Origin of the sequence: Paracoccus sp. R86501 (assembly GCF_042466435.1) — a bacterium.
Lineage (GTDB): Bacteria > Pseudomonadota > Alphaproteobacteria > Rhodobacterales > Rhodobacteraceae > Paracoccus.
Map to the genome: position 1 here is coordinate 870388 of NZ_JAXHPZ010000001.1, position 16454 is coordinate 886841.

Annotated in this window: 17 protein-coding genes; 12 read left to right on the top strand and 5 right to left on the bottom strand. The window is 64.1% G+C overall.

The genetic code is table 11. The features are described 5' to 3' along the window. Positions 1–227 precede the first annotated feature (227 nt). Positions 228–1166, top strand: coding sequence for a YdiY family protein (locus SJY40_RS04330; RefSeq protein ID WP_378943159.1), 939 nt, complete (start codon positions 228–230; stop codon positions 1164–1166). A 68-nt stretch (positions 1167–1234) separates the two neighbouring features. Here the strand turns inward: SJY40_RS04330 and SJY40_RS04335 are convergent, their stop codons facing one another. After that, on the bottom strand, positions 1235–1732 hold the full coding sequence (locus SJY40_RS04335; RefSeq protein WP_378943162.1) for a lactoylglutathione lyase family protein: 498 nt from the start codon (positions 1730–1732) through the stop codon (positions 1235–1237). Positions 1733–1826: 94 nt separating this feature from the next. On the opposite strand from SJY40_RS04335, the gene SJY40_RS04340 reads away from it, so the two are divergent. Next, on the top strand, positions 1827–2750 hold the full coding sequence (locus SJY40_RS04340) for a LysR family transcriptional regulator (RefSeq protein ID WP_378948276.1): 924 nt from the start codon (positions 1827–1829) through the stop codon (positions 2748–2750). A gap of 20 nt (positions 2751–2770) precedes the next feature. Beyond that, positions 2771–3745 carry an aldose epimerase family protein gene (locus SJY40_RS04345; protein ID WP_378943164.1) on the top strand — a complete coding sequence of 325 codons (975 nt, stop codon included), beginning with the start codon at positions 2771–2773 and terminating at the stop codon, positions 3743–3745. Positions 3746–3803: 58 nt separating this feature from the next. On the opposite strand, the gene SJY40_RS04350 is transcribed toward SJY40_RS04345, so the two are convergent. Beyond that, the gene (locus tag SJY40_RS04350) at positions 3804–4499 is read right to left on the bottom strand and encodes a GntR family transcriptional regulator (protein WP_378943167.1); all 696 of its coding nucleotides are present in this window, start codon (positions 4497–4499) and stop codon (positions 3804–3806) included. Positions 4500–4579: 80 nt separating this feature from the next. Between SJY40_RS04350 and uxaC the strand changes: the two genes are divergently transcribed. Genes uxaC through SJY40_RS04395 form a run of 9 tightly spaced genes read left to right on the top strand, consistent with a single transcriptional unit; the run spans position 4580 to position 13624 of the window. Next, entirely contained in the window at positions 4580–5986 is a 1407-nt protein-coding gene (gene uxaC / locus SJY40_RS04355; RefSeq protein ID WP_378943169.1) for a glucuronate isomerase, read from the top strand. A 34-nt stretch (positions 5987–6020) separates the two neighbouring features. Further along, complete coding sequence (locus tag SJY40_RS04360) at positions 6021–6980, top strand: TRAP transporter substrate-binding protein (RefSeq protein WP_378943172.1); 960 nt, start codon at positions 6021–6023, stop codon at positions 6978–6980. A gap of 59 nt (positions 6981–7039) precedes the next feature. After that, positions 7040–7627, top strand: a complete 588-nt coding sequence (locus tag SJY40_RS04365) for a TRAP transporter small permease (RefSeq protein WP_378943174.1) — start codon at positions 7040–7042, stop codon at positions 7625–7627. 4 nt (positions 7628–7631) lie between these two features. Next, on the top strand, positions 7632–8912 hold the full coding sequence (locus tag SJY40_RS04370; RefSeq protein ID WP_378943177.1) for a TRAP transporter large permease: 1281 nt from the start codon (positions 7632–7634) through the stop codon (positions 8910–8912). Continuing rightward, entirely contained in the window at positions 8909–9190 is a 282-nt protein-coding gene (locus SJY40_RS04375; protein WP_378943180.1) for a cupin domain-containing protein, read from the top strand. Before SJY40_RS04370 ends, SJY40_RS04375 begins: the two co-directional genes overlap by 4 nt. An 11-nt stretch (positions 9191–9201) precedes the next feature. Further along, positions 9202–10026, top strand: a complete 825-nt coding sequence (kduI, locus tag SJY40_RS04380) for a 5-dehydro-4-deoxy-D-glucuronate isomerase (protein ID WP_378943182.1) — start codon at positions 9202–9204, stop codon at positions 10024–10026. Next, positions 10023–10748 (top strand): 2-dehydro-3-deoxy-D-gluconate 5-dehydrogenase KduD, encoded by a 726-nt coding sequence (gene kduD / locus SJY40_RS04385; protein WP_378943185.1) that lies wholly within the window; start codon positions 10023–10025, stop codon positions 10746–10748. Before kduI ends, kduD begins: the two co-directional genes overlap by 4 nt. Continuing rightward, positions 10726–12156: a mannitol dehydrogenase family protein gene (locus SJY40_RS04390; RefSeq protein ID WP_378943188.1), complete on the top strand. Its 1431-nt coding sequence runs from the start codon at positions 10726–10728 to the stop codon at positions 12154–12156. Before kduD ends, SJY40_RS04390 begins: the two co-directional genes overlap by 23 nt. Further along, on the top strand, positions 12149–13624 hold the full coding sequence (locus SJY40_RS04395) for a UxaA family hydrolase (protein WP_378943191.1): 1476 nt from the start codon (positions 12149–12151) through the stop codon (positions 13622–13624). Before SJY40_RS04390 ends, SJY40_RS04395 begins: the two co-directional genes overlap by 8 nt. Here SJY40_RS04395 and SJY40_RS04400 read toward each other — a convergent pair. From SJY40_RS04400 to SJY40_RS04410, 3 genes are read right to left on the bottom strand one after another with little or no spacing between them, the layout of a single operon-like run. Next, positions 13621–14526 (bottom strand): sugar kinase, encoded by a 906-nt coding sequence (locus tag SJY40_RS04400; RefSeq protein ID WP_378943193.1) that lies wholly within the window; start codon positions 14524–14526, stop codon positions 13621–13623. The genes SJY40_RS04395 and SJY40_RS04400 overlap by 4 nt on opposite strands. Before the next feature lies 1 nt (position 14527). Beyond that, a complete protein-coding gene (gene uxuA, locus SJY40_RS04405; protein WP_378943196.1) occupies positions 14528–15736 on the bottom strand; it encodes a mannonate dehydratase in 1209 nt (402 codons plus the stop codon). 10 nt (positions 15737–15746) lie between these two features. Next, complete coding sequence (locus SJY40_RS04410; RefSeq protein WP_378943198.1) at positions 15747–16421, bottom strand: GntR family transcriptional regulator; 675 nt, start codon at positions 16419–16421, stop codon at positions 15747–15749. Between the last annotated feature and the right edge of the window lie 33 nt (positions 16422–16454).

Sequence of the window (16454 nt, forward strand, 5' to 3'; positions counted from 1 at the left end):
GCTTGGCAATGTCACCTTTTAGTTGCATCACCTTATGTTTCAGGCGGTTTTCGGCGACTTCTTGCCATATTTCGTCAAGGGCATCCGCGCTCACATTTCCGCTAGCGGTTGTTCCGGACGGGGGGTCTGTGAACCGGCAGGGGTGTTCGTTAATTGATCCACCAGCAGAGACGCTTCGGACCCATGTCGGGATCGGAACTCTTCCACTCAGCTCGTGAGGATATGAAATGAAAAAAGTTACGCTGCTGACCGGCACCGCCGCTATTCTTGCCGCACTGTCGGCTCCGGCCTTCGCTCAAAGCCAGATCGCCACGGGCGCAGACGCTTCGGGCGTTTCGGCCATCGATGACCGCATCACCGACATCGAAGACAACGTCACCGACAACTTCGACCGCGCCGTCAACGCCGACCGCTTCGGTCCGTCCGATCGCCGTCAGGGCCTGTTCGGCACCATGTCGCTCAGCTACTCGGGCCGTACCGGCAACACCGAGAACCAAGATCTGGCCGTCGCTGGCCGCGTCAACTACAACCAAGGCCAGTTCGCCCAGAGCGTCGGCCTGTCGATCGAATTCGGCGAAGATGACAACGGCGACAAGGATCAGGAAGAAGCAAACGCGATCTATGACGCGCAGTACTACTTCAACGATCAGTTCTATGCCTTCGCACTGGGCCGCATCAGCCAGAACGGTCTGGTTGACGGCGAGCGCAACAGCGAAGCACAGACCGACGACGATCTGGATGCCGAATTCAGCGACCTGCGTCGCGATGCCTTCCTGGGCTTCGGTCCTGGTTACCGCATCCTGAACACCCCCAGCACCACCTGGCGCGTTCAGGCCGGTGTCGGCGTCCGCTACACGCAGACCGGTGCCCAGTATGCTGGCCGCGACATCGACGGCAACAACGTCAGCGACAGCTCGGATACCGAAGTCGGTTACATCGCGTCCTCGCGTCTGTACCACCGCATCAACGAGAACGTCTTCATCACGAACGACACCGACTATCTGGGTTCGAGCGATGCTGACGACGTCATCTCGAACGAGTTCGGCGTGAACTTCCGCCTGTCCGAGCAGCTGGCCACCCGTGCAAGCTACACCACGGAATACCAGGAAAACCGCAAGATCCGCACCGACAACTCGCTCGGTCTGGCAGTGGTCTACGGCTTCTGATCCTTACGGATCATTTGTCTCTCTGATGAAAGGGCGGTCCGGTCGGACCGCCCTTTTTCCGTTGCCGATCAGGAATAGGCACCGGCGGAATAGGTCAGCTCATAGCTGTGGCTGTAGATTTCGAAGACGATGCCGAAGGGGTCTTCGACATAAACCATGCGATAGGGTTTTTCGTCCGGGAAATATTCGCGCACGGGCATCCGTTGCTTGCCACCTGCCGCAAGGATGCGGGCCAGCAGACCTTCCAGATCGGGGTCTTGGATGGCGAAGTGGAAGGTGCCGTGGCGGCGGAAGGGCAGGTTTTCCTCGGGGGCTTTGTTGCCGTCGAATTCGAACAGCTCGAACCCGATGCGGTCCGCCGTTGCCAGATGGGCAATGCGCAGGCTGTTCCAGCCGGGGCCGAAGACGTCGGTGCACATCTGCCCGATGTCGCTGTCATCCTCGGTCACTTCGGTCGGCTGCATGATGATGTAAAAGCCCATCACCTCGGAATAGAATTTGACGGCGGCGTCCAGGTCGGGAACCGAAAGACCGATATGCGAAAAGCTGCGGGGTGTCGGGGTCATGTGAAGTCCTTTCTTTGTGCTGACCCTTAGCTAGACAGCGCCACCCCATATGTGAAATTATCATTCGACATGGTTTTGATAACGGAATGGCATGATGCTGAATGCGGTCTGGCTGGAAACCTTTGCCGAGCTTTGCCGGACGGGGCATTTCACCAAGACGGCGCAGCGCCTTGGCATGACGCAGCCCGGCGTGTCCCAGCATCTGCGCAAGCTGGAGGCGCAGGTCGGCCATCCGCTGATCATCCGGCAGGGCAAGGGGTTTTCCCTGACCGCCGCGGGCGAGGCCGTTCTGCAGCTGGCGCAATCGCGTCAGGATCAGGAACGTCAACTGTTGCAGGCGCTTCAGACGGACGACCCGCATCAGGGCGAGGTGCGGATCGCCTGTTCGGGCAGCTTTGCCTTACCGTTGATGCCTGCGCTGCTGCCGTTGATGCAGCAGGCCCCGTCGTTGTCGATCCGGCTGCAGGCGGCGCCTCAGGGCAGCGTGCTGCAGGGGCTGCACGACGGTCAGGTCGATCTGGGCATTCTGGGACACGACCCAGCCCATCCCCGGCTTGATGCCCGCCATCTGGGTCAGGAACAGCTGTGTCTGGTCATGCCCGCCGACCACAGCGCGACGCCATCCTTCGATGATCTGCAACGGGCCGGTTTCATCGCCCATCCGGACGGCTTCGGCTATGCCGATGATCTGTTCGCGCTGAACTATCCGGGGGACTTCACCGGGGCCGAGGATCTGCATGTCCGGGCCTTCGTCAACCAGATCGGGCAGATCCCGACACCCGTGGCGCAAGGCATCGGCTATACCCTGCTGCCCCGCAGCGGCTTTCAGACGCATCCGGACCGGGGCGGGCTGCGCATCGCCGATCTGCCTCATAAGCGCCACCACCAGCTGTGGCTGGTCAGCCGCAGGGATCGCCCGATGACTGCCCGCGTCCAAGGCGTCGCGCATCTGATCGCGCAGGTGGCTGCGGGTCTGGCCCTTCCCGACGGCACAGCGATGGGGCATCAAGACCGGTAACGTCCAAAGGGGGGAACCGCATGTCCGATCACCAACTGCCCGACGGTCGCACCGTCCGGACGATCACGCTGCGCAATGGGCCAATGCGCGCGCGGGTCCTGACCCTTGGCGCCATCGTGCAGGATCTGCGGCACGACGATGTTCCGCATCCTCTCGTTCTGGGTTGTGCCGACATCGCTGAGTATCTGGACGCAGGCCTTTATGTCGGCGCGCTGGTCGGCCGCTGCGCCAATCGCATCGCGCAGGGGCGTGCGACGGTGGATGGCACCACCCATCAGCTGGATCGCAATTTCCGCGGGCGGCATTGCCTGCATGGCGGGCGCGATGGGACGGCGGTACAGATCTGGCAGGTCGAGCAGGTTCAGGCCGACAGCGTCCACCTGTCACTGACACTGCCGGACGGGCACATGGGGTTTCCGGGCGCGATCACCATTCAAGCCGCGATCAGCCTGCAGCCGGATGCGCTGCAGATTGCCATTCAGGCGACCTCGGATGCACCGACGCCATGCAATATCGTGCACCACGGGTATTTCAATCTGGACGATGCGCCGACTGTCGATGGTCATCGATTGCAGGTCGCGGCGGACAGCTATCTGCCGGTGGATGACGACCTGATCCCACTTGGCGATCCGCAGCCGGTCGCGGGCACGCCGTTCGATTTCCGGCATGGTCGTCGGATGGCGGGAGTGGCAGTCGATCACAACTTCTGCCTGCAGCCATCAAAGGGACTGCATCAGGTGGCAAATCTTCGGGGCGAGAACGGGCTTGCGCTGCAGGTCCACAGCGATGCACCGGGCTTGCAGGTCTATGACGGCGCGCATTTCACAGGGCTGACGGGTCTTGAGGGGCGCACCTATGGCCCGCGCGCAGGTCTGGCGCTGGAAACGCAGGCATGGCCGGATGCAATGGGGCGGGCAGGCTATCCCAATGTCATCCTGCGCCCCGGGCAGACCTATTGCCATAACACGGTCTATCGGTTCGCCCGGGACCAGTGATGCGGACCGTGGTCCATCAAGTGATCGGCGTTGGTGATCGGTTCCGACCGTCCTCAGATCACGCAAAGACCTCGGGGCGGTCGATACGCAGCCGTTCCAGAATATCGCTGATGTGGCCCAGATGGTCCCGCACCGCTGCGGCAGCGGCGTCGGGGTTGCGGGCCTGCAGGGTGGCGATGATGGTGCGATGTTCACTGAACGCGGCCTCGGCCCCGAACGACAGGCTCAGATAGCGCACGCGGTCCATGTGGCCCTTGTTTTCGCGAACCAGCGCCCAGACGAATTCCAGCCCCGCGGCCTTGCAGATGTCATGGTGGAACTGGTCGTCCAGCGCGTGAAATTCGGAAAAGCTGTCGGTCTTGATCGCGGCTTCCTGCCGGTCCAGCAGCGCATTCAGATCGGTCAGATGCGCGGGCGTCAGGCTGATTGCGGCGTGACGGATGGTCTGTTCCTCAAGCGCGCTGCGGATGAAATAGGCCTGCGATACGGCCTCTTGGGAAATCGGCGTGACCGTCGTGGCGCGCTGCGGACGGATCTGAATGAAGCCCAGCTGCGACAGCCGATAGAAGGCATCACGCACCGGCTGGCGCGAGACGTTCATCTGGGCCGCGACCTCTGATTCGGACAGCTTGGTGCCGGGGGGCAGGGTCAGGTTCACCACGCGGTCGTAAAGCACATCGAAAATCTGGTCGGTCACGGTGCGGGGTCGCAGATCATCCATGCTGGGCAAGGCCTTGAGGCTGGAGGGGGACATATGCGGCTCCTGTTGACGCGTTTTGTAAACTAGCATATTAGTTGATCACAGCCAAGGCAAGCAGGGCAGGGGAACAACTGGTGGCGCTTTTGCACGAAGACAGGCTTTTTCCAACCGATCCCGGCGTTCGGGACATGGCGCGCGACCTCTATGAGGGCGTGAAGGTGCTGCCGATCCTGTCCCCGCATGGTCATACCGATCCGCGCTGGTTCGCCGAAGATCAGGCCTTTCCGGATCCCGCCCAGCTGTTCGTGACCCCCGATCACTATGTTTTCCGGATGCTGTGTTCGCAGGGGGTGCCGCTGACCGACCTGGGCGTGCCGCGGGTGGATGGCGGTCTGACCGAGACCGACGGGCGCCGCATCTGGCATCGGTTCGCCCAGCACTATCATCTGCTGCGGGGCACGCCGTCGCGCATGTGGCTGGACCATGCGTTCCAGGACGTCTTTGGCATCGACCGGCGCCTGTCGGACAAGACGGCGGATTTGTATTACGACCATATCGCGGAAGCGCTGGCCAAGCCGGAATTCCGCCCCCGCGCGCTGTTCGAACGCTTCAACATCGAGGCCATCGCCACGACCGAGGCCGCCACCGACGACCTGCGCTGGCACGCGATGATCCGCGACAGCGGCTGGCAGGGGAGGGTCATCACCGCCTATCGCCCCGACGGGGTCATCGATCCCGAAATGGCGGGCTTTGCCGATAATGTCGCCCTGATGGGCCAGCAGACCGGCTTCGATACGACCACATGGGCGGGATATCTGGATGCGCATCGGGCACGGCGGGCGTTCTTCATCGAACATGGCGCGACCTCCAGCGATCACGGCCACGCCAGCGCCCGGACCGAGGATCTGCCGCAGGCCGATGCCGCCGCCCTGTTCACCAAGGCCCTGCATGGCACATGCACCGCAGAAGAAGCCGACGCCTTCCGCGGTCACATGCTGACCGAGATGGCAAGGATGAGCCTTGAGGACGGGCTGGTCATGCAGATCCATCCCGGATCGCGCCGGAACCATTCCGACCAAGTGATGGCGATGTTCGGCCGCGACAAGGGTTTCGATATCCCCGGCCGCACCGATTACGTGACCGCCCTCCGCCCGCTGCTGAATGCGGTCGGGATGGACCCGCGCCTGACGGTGATCCTCTTTACGCTGGATGAAACTGCCTATGCCCGCGAACTGGCCCCCATGGCCGGTGTCTGGCCCTGTCTGCGGCTTGGTCCCGCATGGTGGTTCCATGACAGCCCCGAAGGGATGCGCCGCTTCCGCGAGATGACCACCGAAACGGCGGGCTTTTACAACACGGTCGGGTTCAACGACGACACCCGCGCCTTCTGTTCGATCCCCGCGCGCCACGATGTCGCGCGCCGGGTGGATTGTTCCTATCTGGCCACGCTGGTCGCCACGGGTCGTCTTGCGGAAGACGAGGCCCCCGAGGTGGCGCGTGACCTGACCTATGGGCTTGCAAAACAGGCCTATAAACTCTGAACCGCTTATTTGGGAGGATAAGATGAAGTTCCTGATGTCAACGATTGCCGGGCTGATGTGCTCGGCCAGCCTTGCCGGCGCGTGCGAGATCACGCTGCGGTCCTCGGACACGCACCCCGACGGGTATCCGACAGTGGAAGGTGTCAAGGCGATGGCCGCCGAGGTCATGGAAAAGACCGACGGCCGTATTTGCATCGAGGTGTTCCCATCGTCCCAGTTGGGCGAGGAAAAGGACACCATCGAACAGACCCAGTTCGGCGTCATCGACATGGTGCGCGCCAGCTTCGGGTCGTTCAACGACATCGTGCCGGTCACGCAGCTGACGTCGCTGCCCTATCTGTTCCGGTCGGTCGATCACATGCATGCCGTGATGGACGGCCCCATCGGTGACGAAATCGGCGCCGGCTTCGAGCAGAACGACCTGATCGCGCTGGCCTATTACGATGGCGGATCGCGCAGCTTCTACAACTCGCAAAAGCCCATCACCTCGATCGAGGATCTGAAGGGGATGAAGTTCCGCGTCATGCAGAACGACGTCTTCGTGGACATGATGTCGGCACTTGGTGCCAATGCCACGCCGATGCCTTACGGCGAGGTCTATTCCAGCATCCAGACGGGCGTCATCGACGGGGCGGAAAACAACTTCCCCAGCTATGACAGTTCGGGCCATTCCGAAGTGGCGAAATACTTCACGCTGGACGAACACCTGATGGTGCCGGAACTGGTGGCGATGTCCAAGCTCAGCTGGGACAAGCTGACCCCGGAAGATCAGGCCATCCTGCGCGAAGCCGCCCGCAATTCGGCCACCGTCCAGCGCGACCTTTGGGCCGCGCAGGAAGAGGCATCGCAGGAAAAGGTCATCGCCTCGGGGTCCGAGATCATCACCGAGATCGACAAGACCCCGTTCATCGAGGCCATGGCCCCGGTCTATGAAAAATACGTCACCACGCCCGACGCGCAGGATCTGGTCAAGCGCATCCAGGACACGCAGTGACATTCGGCCGCCCGCGTGACCCGCGGGCGGCCCTTTTCGAACCTTGAAGGGAACGCGCCATGCGAGATGGATTGATCCGGCTTGCCCGGATGACGGGGGCTGTCGCCACCGCGGGCCTGTGGCTGGCAGGCATCGGGCTGGTGCTGATGACCGCCTTCGTCTTTGCACAGGTGGTCTTCCGCTATGTGATCGGCAGCAGCCTGTTCTGGGCCGAACCTGCCAGCGTCATGCTGATGGGCTGGTTCATTTTTCTTGGCGCCGCCGTCGGCGTCAAAGAGGGGTATCACCTGTCTTTCGATGTCGGGCTGATGCTGGTCCCGGCCAGTTGGCGCCCATGGTTCCACAGCCTGTCCGATCTGGTCGTCACGGCCTTCGGCTTTGGCATGGCCTGGTATGGCTGGCAGCTGGCAGAGCGCGTTGCATCGGGCGTCGTGCCGGGCCTGGGCATTTCCCGCCTGTGGGACTTTGCGCCGCTGGTCGGGGGTGGCGTCCTGCTGGTGCTGTTCTCGGTCGAGCGCATCCTGCGCCGCGCCGTCGGCATGAAGACCGCCCGCTTTGGTGAAATGGACGACGCCGCCGATGGCCAGCTGGACGGAGTGGCCGAAGGCCCCGCCGCGCTGGACGTCCTGAAATCCGGCAAGGAATGACACGATGGAACTTTGGATCCTTTTCGGCAGCTTCACCACGCTTTTGCTGATCGGCACGCCGGTGGCCTTCTGCCTTGGCGCGGCCAGCTTTTTTACCATCCTCTATCTGGGGCTGCCGCCGGTGGTGGTCTTTCAGCGCCTGAACAGCGGCATTTCCGTCTTTGCGCTGATGGCCATCCCCTTCTTCATCTTCGCGGGCGACCTGATGGTGCGCGGCGATATCGCGCGGCGGCTGGTGGCATTGGCCGGGGCGATGGTCGGGCACATGCGTGGGGGCTTGGGACAGGTCAACATCATGGCCAGCCTGATGTTCGGCGGCGTGTCGGGTTCGGCCGCAGCCGATGCCAGCGCGGTCGGCGGGCTGATGGTGCCGCAGATGAAGGCACGCGGCTATGACGTCGATTACGCGGTCAACATCACGGTCGTCAGTTCCATCATCGCGCTGATGATCCCGCCCAGCCACAATATGATCATCTACTCCATCGCCGCAGGTGGCCGTCTGTCGATTGCCGACCTGTTCACCGCGGGCATCCTGCCCGGGATGCTGCTGGCGCTGATGCTGATGGGGGCCGCCTGGTATGTCGCCCGCAAGAAGGGCTATCCGACCGAACCCTTCCCCGGTCTGCGGATGCTGGGTACGTTGTTCGTATCCGCGCTGCCGGGGCTGATCCTGATCGCCATCATCTTTGGCGGCGTCCGGTCGGGGGTCTTCACCGCCTCGGAAAGCAGCAACATCGCGGTGGTCTATGCGCTGCTGATCACGGCGCTGGTCTATCGCAGCCTGCCGTGGTCGGAATTCGTCGAGGCTACCAAGGGCGCCGTCCGCACCACCGCCATGGTGCTGCTGGTCATCGGTTGCGCCGCATGCTTCGGCTGGCTGCTGGCCTATCTGCGGGTGCCCGCGCAACTGGTCGCCTTCTTGCAAAGCGTGTCGGACAATCCGCTGGTCATTCTGCTGCTGATGAACGTGATCCTGCTGATCCTTGGCACCTTCATGGACATGTCGCCGCTGATCGTGATCACCACGCCGATCTTCCTGCCGGTGGCGCAGGCCTTCGGTGTCGATCCGGTGCATTTCGGCGTCATCCTGATCCTGAACCTGGGCATCGGGCTTTGCACGCCACCCGTGGGGGCGGTGCTGTTCGTCGGCTGCGCGGTCGGGCGCATCAGCATCTGGCAGGCAATGCGCACGATCTGGCCCTTCTATGGCGCGGCGTTCCTGACGCTGATGCTGGTCACCTATGTGCCCGCCCTGTCCCTCTGGCTGCCTTCGGTGTTCAAATGAGCGATCCCATCCGCACTGTTCTAGCCCATTCGCCCGAATTGATGGTCGTCCGCTTTGCCTTTGCGGCGGGCGACCGGGGCGCGCTGCACAGCCATCCGCATGTGCAATCCACCTATGTTCAATCGGGGCGCTATCGCTTCACTCAGGACGGCCGCGACTTCGAGGTCGGGCCGGGCGATGCCTTCGTGATCCCTTCGGGCGCCGAACACGGCTGCCTGTGCCTCGAGGCGGGGCAGCTGATCGACAGCTTCACCCCCCGCCGCGACGATTTTCTGTGAAAGGACCTTCCGTGACCCAAGTCGAAACCCGCCATGCCATTCACCCGGCCCACGCCAAGACGATGGACACCGACGCCCTGCGCCAGAATTTCCTGGTCGAGGGACTGTTTCAGGATGGCCAGATCCGCCTGACCTATACCCATTATGACCGCTTTGTCGTGGGCGGCGCGGTGCCTGCCGGGGCGTCCCTGACGCTGGACCGGATCGAGGAAACCAAGACCCCCGATTTTCTGGACCGCCGCGAGATGGGCATCGTCAATATCGGCGGCGACGGCACGGTCGCTGCGGGCGATCAGTCGTGGGACATGCAGCAGGGCGACGTGCTGTATCTGGGAATGGGGTCCGGGCCGGTGACGTTTTCGGGGCAGGGGCGGTTCTATATCACCTCGGCGCCTGCGCATCGCGCGCTGCCCTGCCGCCTGATCACCGTGGCCGAGGCCAAGCACGTCCACATGGGCGCCGTCGAGACCAGCAACAAGCGTACCATCAAGCAGTTCATCCACCCGCTGGTCATGGAAAGCTGCCAGTTGGTTCTGGGCTATACCACGCTGGAAGACGGCTCGGTCTGGAACACCATCCCCAGCCATGTCCACGACCGCCGGATGGAGGCGTATCTGTATCATGGCATGGCACCGGAATCGCGTGTCCTGCATCTGATGGGCGAACCGCAGGAAACACGTCACCTGTTCGTTGCCAATGAACAGGCCGTCCTGTCGCCGACCTGGTCGATCCATTCGGGCGCGGGCATCGGCGGATATACCTTCATCTGGGCGATGGCGGGCGACAATGTCGATTACACCGACATGGACTTCATCCAGCCGGAGGATATGCGTTGAGCCCCTTTTCGCTGGAAGGCCGCACCGCCCTTGTGACCGGTGCCAATACCGGCATCGGTCAGGCGATCGCCGTTGCCATGGCGCAGGCGGGGGCCGATGTCATCGCCGCCGGACGCCGCGATTGCGATGAAACGCTGGCCCTGATGGGGTCGGGGCGCGCGATGCGTCTGGACTTTGCCGACCCGATGGCCGCGCGCGATGTCTTTGCCGATCAGCGCATCGACATCCTGGTGAACAATGCAGGCATCATCCGCCGCGACGACGCCGTCGATTTCTCCGAGGCCGATTGGGACGATGTCATGGACGTGAATGCCAAGGCGTTGTTCTTTACCTGTCAGGCGTTTGCACGCGCCGCCCTGCCGCGGGGCATGGGCAAGATCGTGAATATCGCCAGCCTGCTGTCGTTTCAGGGGGGGATCCGCGTCCCCTCCTATACCGCCAGCAAGCATGGCGTGGCGGGGTTGACCAAGCTGATGGCCAACGAATGGGCCGCCAAGGGCCTGAACGTCAACGCCATCGCTCCGGGCTATATCGAGACCAACAACACCGAGGCCTTGCGCGCCGACCCCGACCGGTCCCGCGCCATCCTTGACCGCATCCCCGCAGGCCGATGGGGCAAGGCCCAGGATATCGGCCAGACCGCCGTCTTCCTGGCAGCGCCTGCATCCGACTACATCAACGGCGCGATCCTGAACGTCGATGGAGGCTGGCTTGCACGATAGACTGCATCACACCCCGTCCGATGCCCCCGCTGGCATCGTCCATCTGGGCCTTGGGGCGTTTTTCCGCGCCCATGGGGCGATTTATGTGTCCGAGGCGATGGCAGCTTCGGGCGGCGATTGGGGCATCATCGGCGTGTCGCTGAAGTCGCCGGGCACGCGCGACAAGTTGCGCCCGCAGGGCTGGGCCTATACGGCGGTGGAACTGGCACCGGACGGCGAACGCCCGCAGGTCATGACCGTCCTGCGCGACGTGCTGGTCGCGCCCGAAAACCCGCAGGCCGTGCTGCAGGCGATGTCCGATCCCGCCGTCCGCATCGTCAGCCTGACGGTGACGGAAAAGGGCTATTGCCATGAACCCTCGACCGGCAGGCTGAATACCGATCACCCCGATATCCGGCATGATCTGGACGACCCGCTGCCCTGTTCGGCCCCGGGTTTTCTGGTCCGCGCCTTGGCGCTGCGTCGTGCGGCGGGCATCGCACCCTTTACAGTCCTGTGCTGCGACAACCTGCCGGAAAACGGGCATGTCCTGCGCGGCGTGGTGCTGGAACTGGCGGGGCTGATCGACCCTGATCTGGCGGATTGGATCGCGGCGGAAGGGCGCTTCCCCTCGACCATGGTGGACCGCATCGTGCCCGCGACCAGCGCGCAGGATATCGAACGCGTGGCTGAACTGACCGGCCAGCGCGACGAAGCCCCCGTGATGCACGAACCCTTCCGCCAATGGGTGGTCGAGGATGATTTCGTGGGCGGCGACCGTCCCGACTTGGGCGCCGTAGGGGTGCAGCTGGTCGCGGATGTCACGCCCTTCGAACACATGAAGCTGCGGATGCTGAACGGCACCCATTCCTCGCTGGCCTATCTGGGGTATCTGGCGGGGCATCAGAAAATTGCCGACACGATCGCCGATCCGATATTTTCCACTTTCGTCCGCAAGCTGTGGCGCGATGAAATCATCCCGGCCCTGACCCCGCCACCGGGCGAGGATCTGGCAGCCTATGCCGATGCGCTGCACGACCGCTATGCCAACCCCGCCATCCGGCACCGCACATGGCAGATCGCCATGGATGGCAGCCAGAAGCTGCCGCAGCGCATCCTTGGCACCATCGCCGAGGGTCGCGCTGCGGGCCGCTCCGTGCCGGCGCTGACCTTGGCGGTGGCGGCATGGATGCGATATGTCTCGGGGGTCGATCTGGCGGGGCAGGCGATTGACGTCAAAGACCCGATGGCGGACCAGCTGGCCGCCCTGTGGCGCGATGATCCGGCTGAAACGGTCGCGGGTTTTCTGGCGTTGGAGCAGGTATTTCCGGCAGCCCTGCGGGACGACGCGGGCTTTGCACGTGACCTGACTGGCGCACTGAGGGCGCTGTGCGACAAGGGGGCGGCACAGGCCGCGGCCGATGCGTGACCCACTGGTTCTGAACCCCGCTGACAACGTAGCGATCCTGACCGAAAAGGGCATCGCCCCTGCCGGACACAAGATCGCCCGTGCAGACATCGCGCAGGGGCAGGCGGTGATGAAATACGGCCAGACCATCGGTTATGCCACGGCGGATATCGCCACGGGCGATCACGTCCACAGCCATAATTGCGCTTTTGGCGAACATGATCGCGACTATCGCCCCGGTTCCGTGCTGACCAAAGCGCAGGCGGCGTTGAAGGCGCATCAGGCCGATGGGATGGTCTTTCAAGGCTATCACCGCGACGGCGGGCAGGTCGGGACGCGCAACTTCATCGCGCTGGTGGCGACGGTCAATTGTTCCGCCACCGTCATCCGGCGCGCAGCCGAGGAATTGCGGATCGAAGGGGCGCTGGATGCTTACCCGCATGTCGATGGCGTGGTGGCCTTCGCGCACGGGACGGGCTGCGGCATGGCCGACAGCGGGCCGGGCTGGCAGGCGCTGCAACGCGTGCTGACCGACCATGCGGGCCATCCCAATGTGGGCGCGGCGCTGTTCGTGGGCCTTGGCTGCGAGGTGATGCAGATTTCCCGCATGAAGCGCGAATTGGGCCAGGCCGCGCGCTTCCACGGACTGACCATTCAGGAAAACGGCGGCACGCGGCGCACCATCGATGCCATCAAGGACCGCGTGCGGCAGATGCTGCCGCAGGTCGATCAGGCGCGGCGTGTGCCCGCGCCAGCGTCGGTGCTGCGGATTGGGCTGCAATGTGGCGGCTCGGACGGGTTTTCGGGGATCACAGCGAACCCGGCGCTTGGGGTGGCCTGCGACATGCTGGCGGCGCAGGGCGCATCGGTCGTGCTGTCCGAAACGCCCGAGATCTTTGGTGCAGAACGCCTGCTGCTGGACCGCGTCTCGCGTCCCGAACTGGCAGACAAACTGCTGGCCCGCCTGCGCTGGTGGGAGGATTACGCCGCCCGCAACGGCGCGTCCCTGGACAACAACCCTAGCCCCGGCAACAAGGCCGGCGGGCTGACGACGATCTTGGAAAAATCACTGGGCGCAGTGGCCAAGGCCGGTGCGACCCCCCTGAACGCGGTTCTGGAATATGGCGAGCCCATCACCTCGCCGGGGCTGAATTTCATGGACACGCCCGGCTATGATCCCGTCTCGGCCACGGGCCAGATCGCGGGCGGGGCGCAGCTGATCGTCTTCACCACCGGGCGCGGCTCGGCCTTTGGCTCAAAGCCCGCACCGACCATCAAGCTGGCGACGAATGACGCGCTTTATGCCGCGATGCGCGATGACATGGACCTGAACTGCGGCGACATCCTGTCGGGTGTCAGCTTGCAGGACAAGGCCCGCCAGATCGTGGCGATGATCCTTGATGTCGCCTCGGGGCAGGAAACGAAAAGCGAGGCCTTGGGGCTGGGCGACAACGAATTCCTGCCCTGGCAGATCGGGGCCGTGGTCTAACCCACGGCCTGCGGCACCAGCGCCCCGCGATGCTGGATCACCCGGCGGCTGAGGGCATGGCCCGCCATGATCGCCGCATGGCAATCCGCCCCCTGCAGCCAGGCCGCCAGATAGCCCGCGTTGAAGCTGTCGCCCGCGGCGGTGGTGTCCACTGCCGGTTCGGGACGCAGGTCGGGCAGGGTGCCCTTGCCATGCGCTCCGTCAAAGCCCATCGGACCGCCGCCGTTCTTGACCACGACATGGCCCGCACCGACGGCCAGATAGCGGTCGATGGTGGCCTGCACGTTCGTATCGCCGAAGTGGACGGCCTCATCGTCGAAGCTGGGCAGGATCAGGTCGGCATGGGAGGCCGCCTGCTGGATGACATGGCACATGGTGTCGCTGTCCTTCCACAACCGGGGCCGCAGGTTCGGATCAAAGACCACGGTGGTGCCCGCATCGCGCGCATCCGCCAGCGCCTGCATCAGGCTTGCGCGGCCGTCTTCGGGCAGGATCGCCAGCGTGATCCCCGACAGATAGGCCATGCGCGACCCTTGCAGTGCACGGGCCAGCGCGCCCGGATCATCGGCCAGCCTGCGCGCCGCCGAACTGTCGCGCCAATAGGAAAAGCTGCGTTCGCCGTCCTTCAGGCTGATGGCATAGAGGCCGATCTCGCGCTCGGGGTCGCGGGCGATATGGTCGGTGCCGATGCCTTCGACGTGCAGGAAATCCAGCAGCTTCTGAGAAAATTCGCCGGTGCCGACGCGGGTCAGATAATCGATCTGCCAGTCGCGTGGCATCAGTTGGCGCAGATACCAGGCGGTGTTCAGCGTGTCGCCTGCCACGCCAAGGCGCCACAGATCGGGCTGATCGCTTGCCGACAGCTCGACCATGGCCTCGCCGATCGAGATGATGCGTGTCATGTCAGCGGTCCTTTCGATGGGTCAATGCGGCCTCGACGCCGCGAAGTTCGGCCAGGCCCTTCAGGCGACCGATGGCGGGATAGCCGGGCTGACCGCCACGGCCGATGTCGTCCAGAATGTCCTGTCCGTGATCGGGGCGCATGGGGATGACGGCGTCGTCGCGACCGGCGGCGCGGCGGGCGGCCTCCTGCTCGACCACCGCCTGGATCAGGGCCACCATGTCGGTCTGGCCGCCCAGATGTTCATCCTCGAAGAAGGATGCGGGGATGGTGTCGCCGTCGCGGCGGACGTTGCGCAGGTGCAGGAAATGCACCCGGTCGCCCAAGCGCCGCATCATGCCCGCCAGATCATTGTCATGCCGTGCGCCAAGAGAGCCAGAGCACAGGGTGATGCCATTGGCGGGCAGATCGACGGCGTCGATGCGTTCGGCAAAATCGGCCTCGGTCAACATGACGCGGGGCAGGCCCAGCAGCGGGAAGGGCGGATCGTCGGGATGGCAACACAGGCGCATCCCGAGGTCCTGCGCGACGGGCGCGACCAGTTCAAGGAATGCATGGAAATTGCCGCGCAGCACCGGATCGGTGACCTTGGCATAGCTGGCAAGGTGGTCGCGCACGTCCTGCATCGTCATGTGTTCGGCGGCGCCGGGCAGGCCGAAGACTACGTTGCCCGCCAATTGCCTGCGACGTGCATCATCCATATCCGCAAAGCGGCGGGCGGCTGCCTCCTGCAGATCCTGCGGGATGTCGTCCGTCGCGCCGGGGCGTTCCAGGATGTGCAGGTCGAAGGCGGCGAAATCGGTCAGATCGAACCGCATGCAACGCGCGCCATTGGGCCTGCGCCATTGCAGATCGGTCCGCGTCCAGTCCAGCACCGGCATGAAGTTGTAGCAGATCACCCGGATGCCCGCCGCATGCAGGTTCCGCATCGAGGTGATCCAATTGTTAACATGCGCCCGCCAGTCGCCGGTCTGGGTTTTGATCGCCTCGGAGACGGGCAGGCTTTCGACGACCTCCCATGCCAGACCCGAAGGGGTGCCGTCGCGCATGGTGGCGATCTGGTCCTGACGCAGGCGGATCTGGTCGGGCGTCCAGAGCTGTCCGGTCGGCATATGGTGCAGGGCGGACACAACGCCCTGCACGCCGGCCTGCAGCATGTCGTCGATGGATACGGGGTCGTTCGGGCCGAACCAGCGCCAGGTCTGTCGCATCGGGTGCCTTTCAGTCGGTAAAGAAGTCGGGGTGGGCTGCGGCCATTTCCGGCAGCTCGGCCAGCATCTGGCGCAGATGGGTGCGGATGGCGGTTTCCGCCGCATCGGCATCGCCCGCCAGCAGCGCATCCAGAATGGCGCGGTGCTGGGCGATGGTCTGACTGCGGTCGAAGACGCGCATCGACATATGCCGCAAGCGGTTCATCTGCGATTTCAGCCGCTCAAGATCCTGCCAGACGGCGGGCTGACCGGCGGCCAGCGCCATGGCCTGATGGAAGCGGTCGTCCGAGGCGATGAATTCGGCCACATCGCCTGCCTTATCGGTGCGGTTCTGGACTTCCATCTCGGCCTGCATCGCGGTCAGATCGGGGCGGGCATCGGCCACCATGCGGGCCAGATCGCTCTCCACAGCCTCGCGGATCAGACGGGCCGAGAGGACCGCGCGGATCGAGATCTTGCCGATATAGGTGCCACGCTGCGGCTTGATCTCGGCCAGCCCTTCGCCGGCCAGACGGATAAACGCCTCGCGGACGGGCTGGCGGGACAGGCCGATGGTCTCGGCGATCTCGGTTTCCGACAGGCGGGCGCCGGGGGCCAGATCACCGCGGATGATGCGCTGATACAGCCAGTCATGGACTTGCTGGGCGGTGGACGCGGGACGGGACAGGATCGTGTGTTCGGACATGGGGCCTCCTGTGCCTCGAAGTATGCCATACTT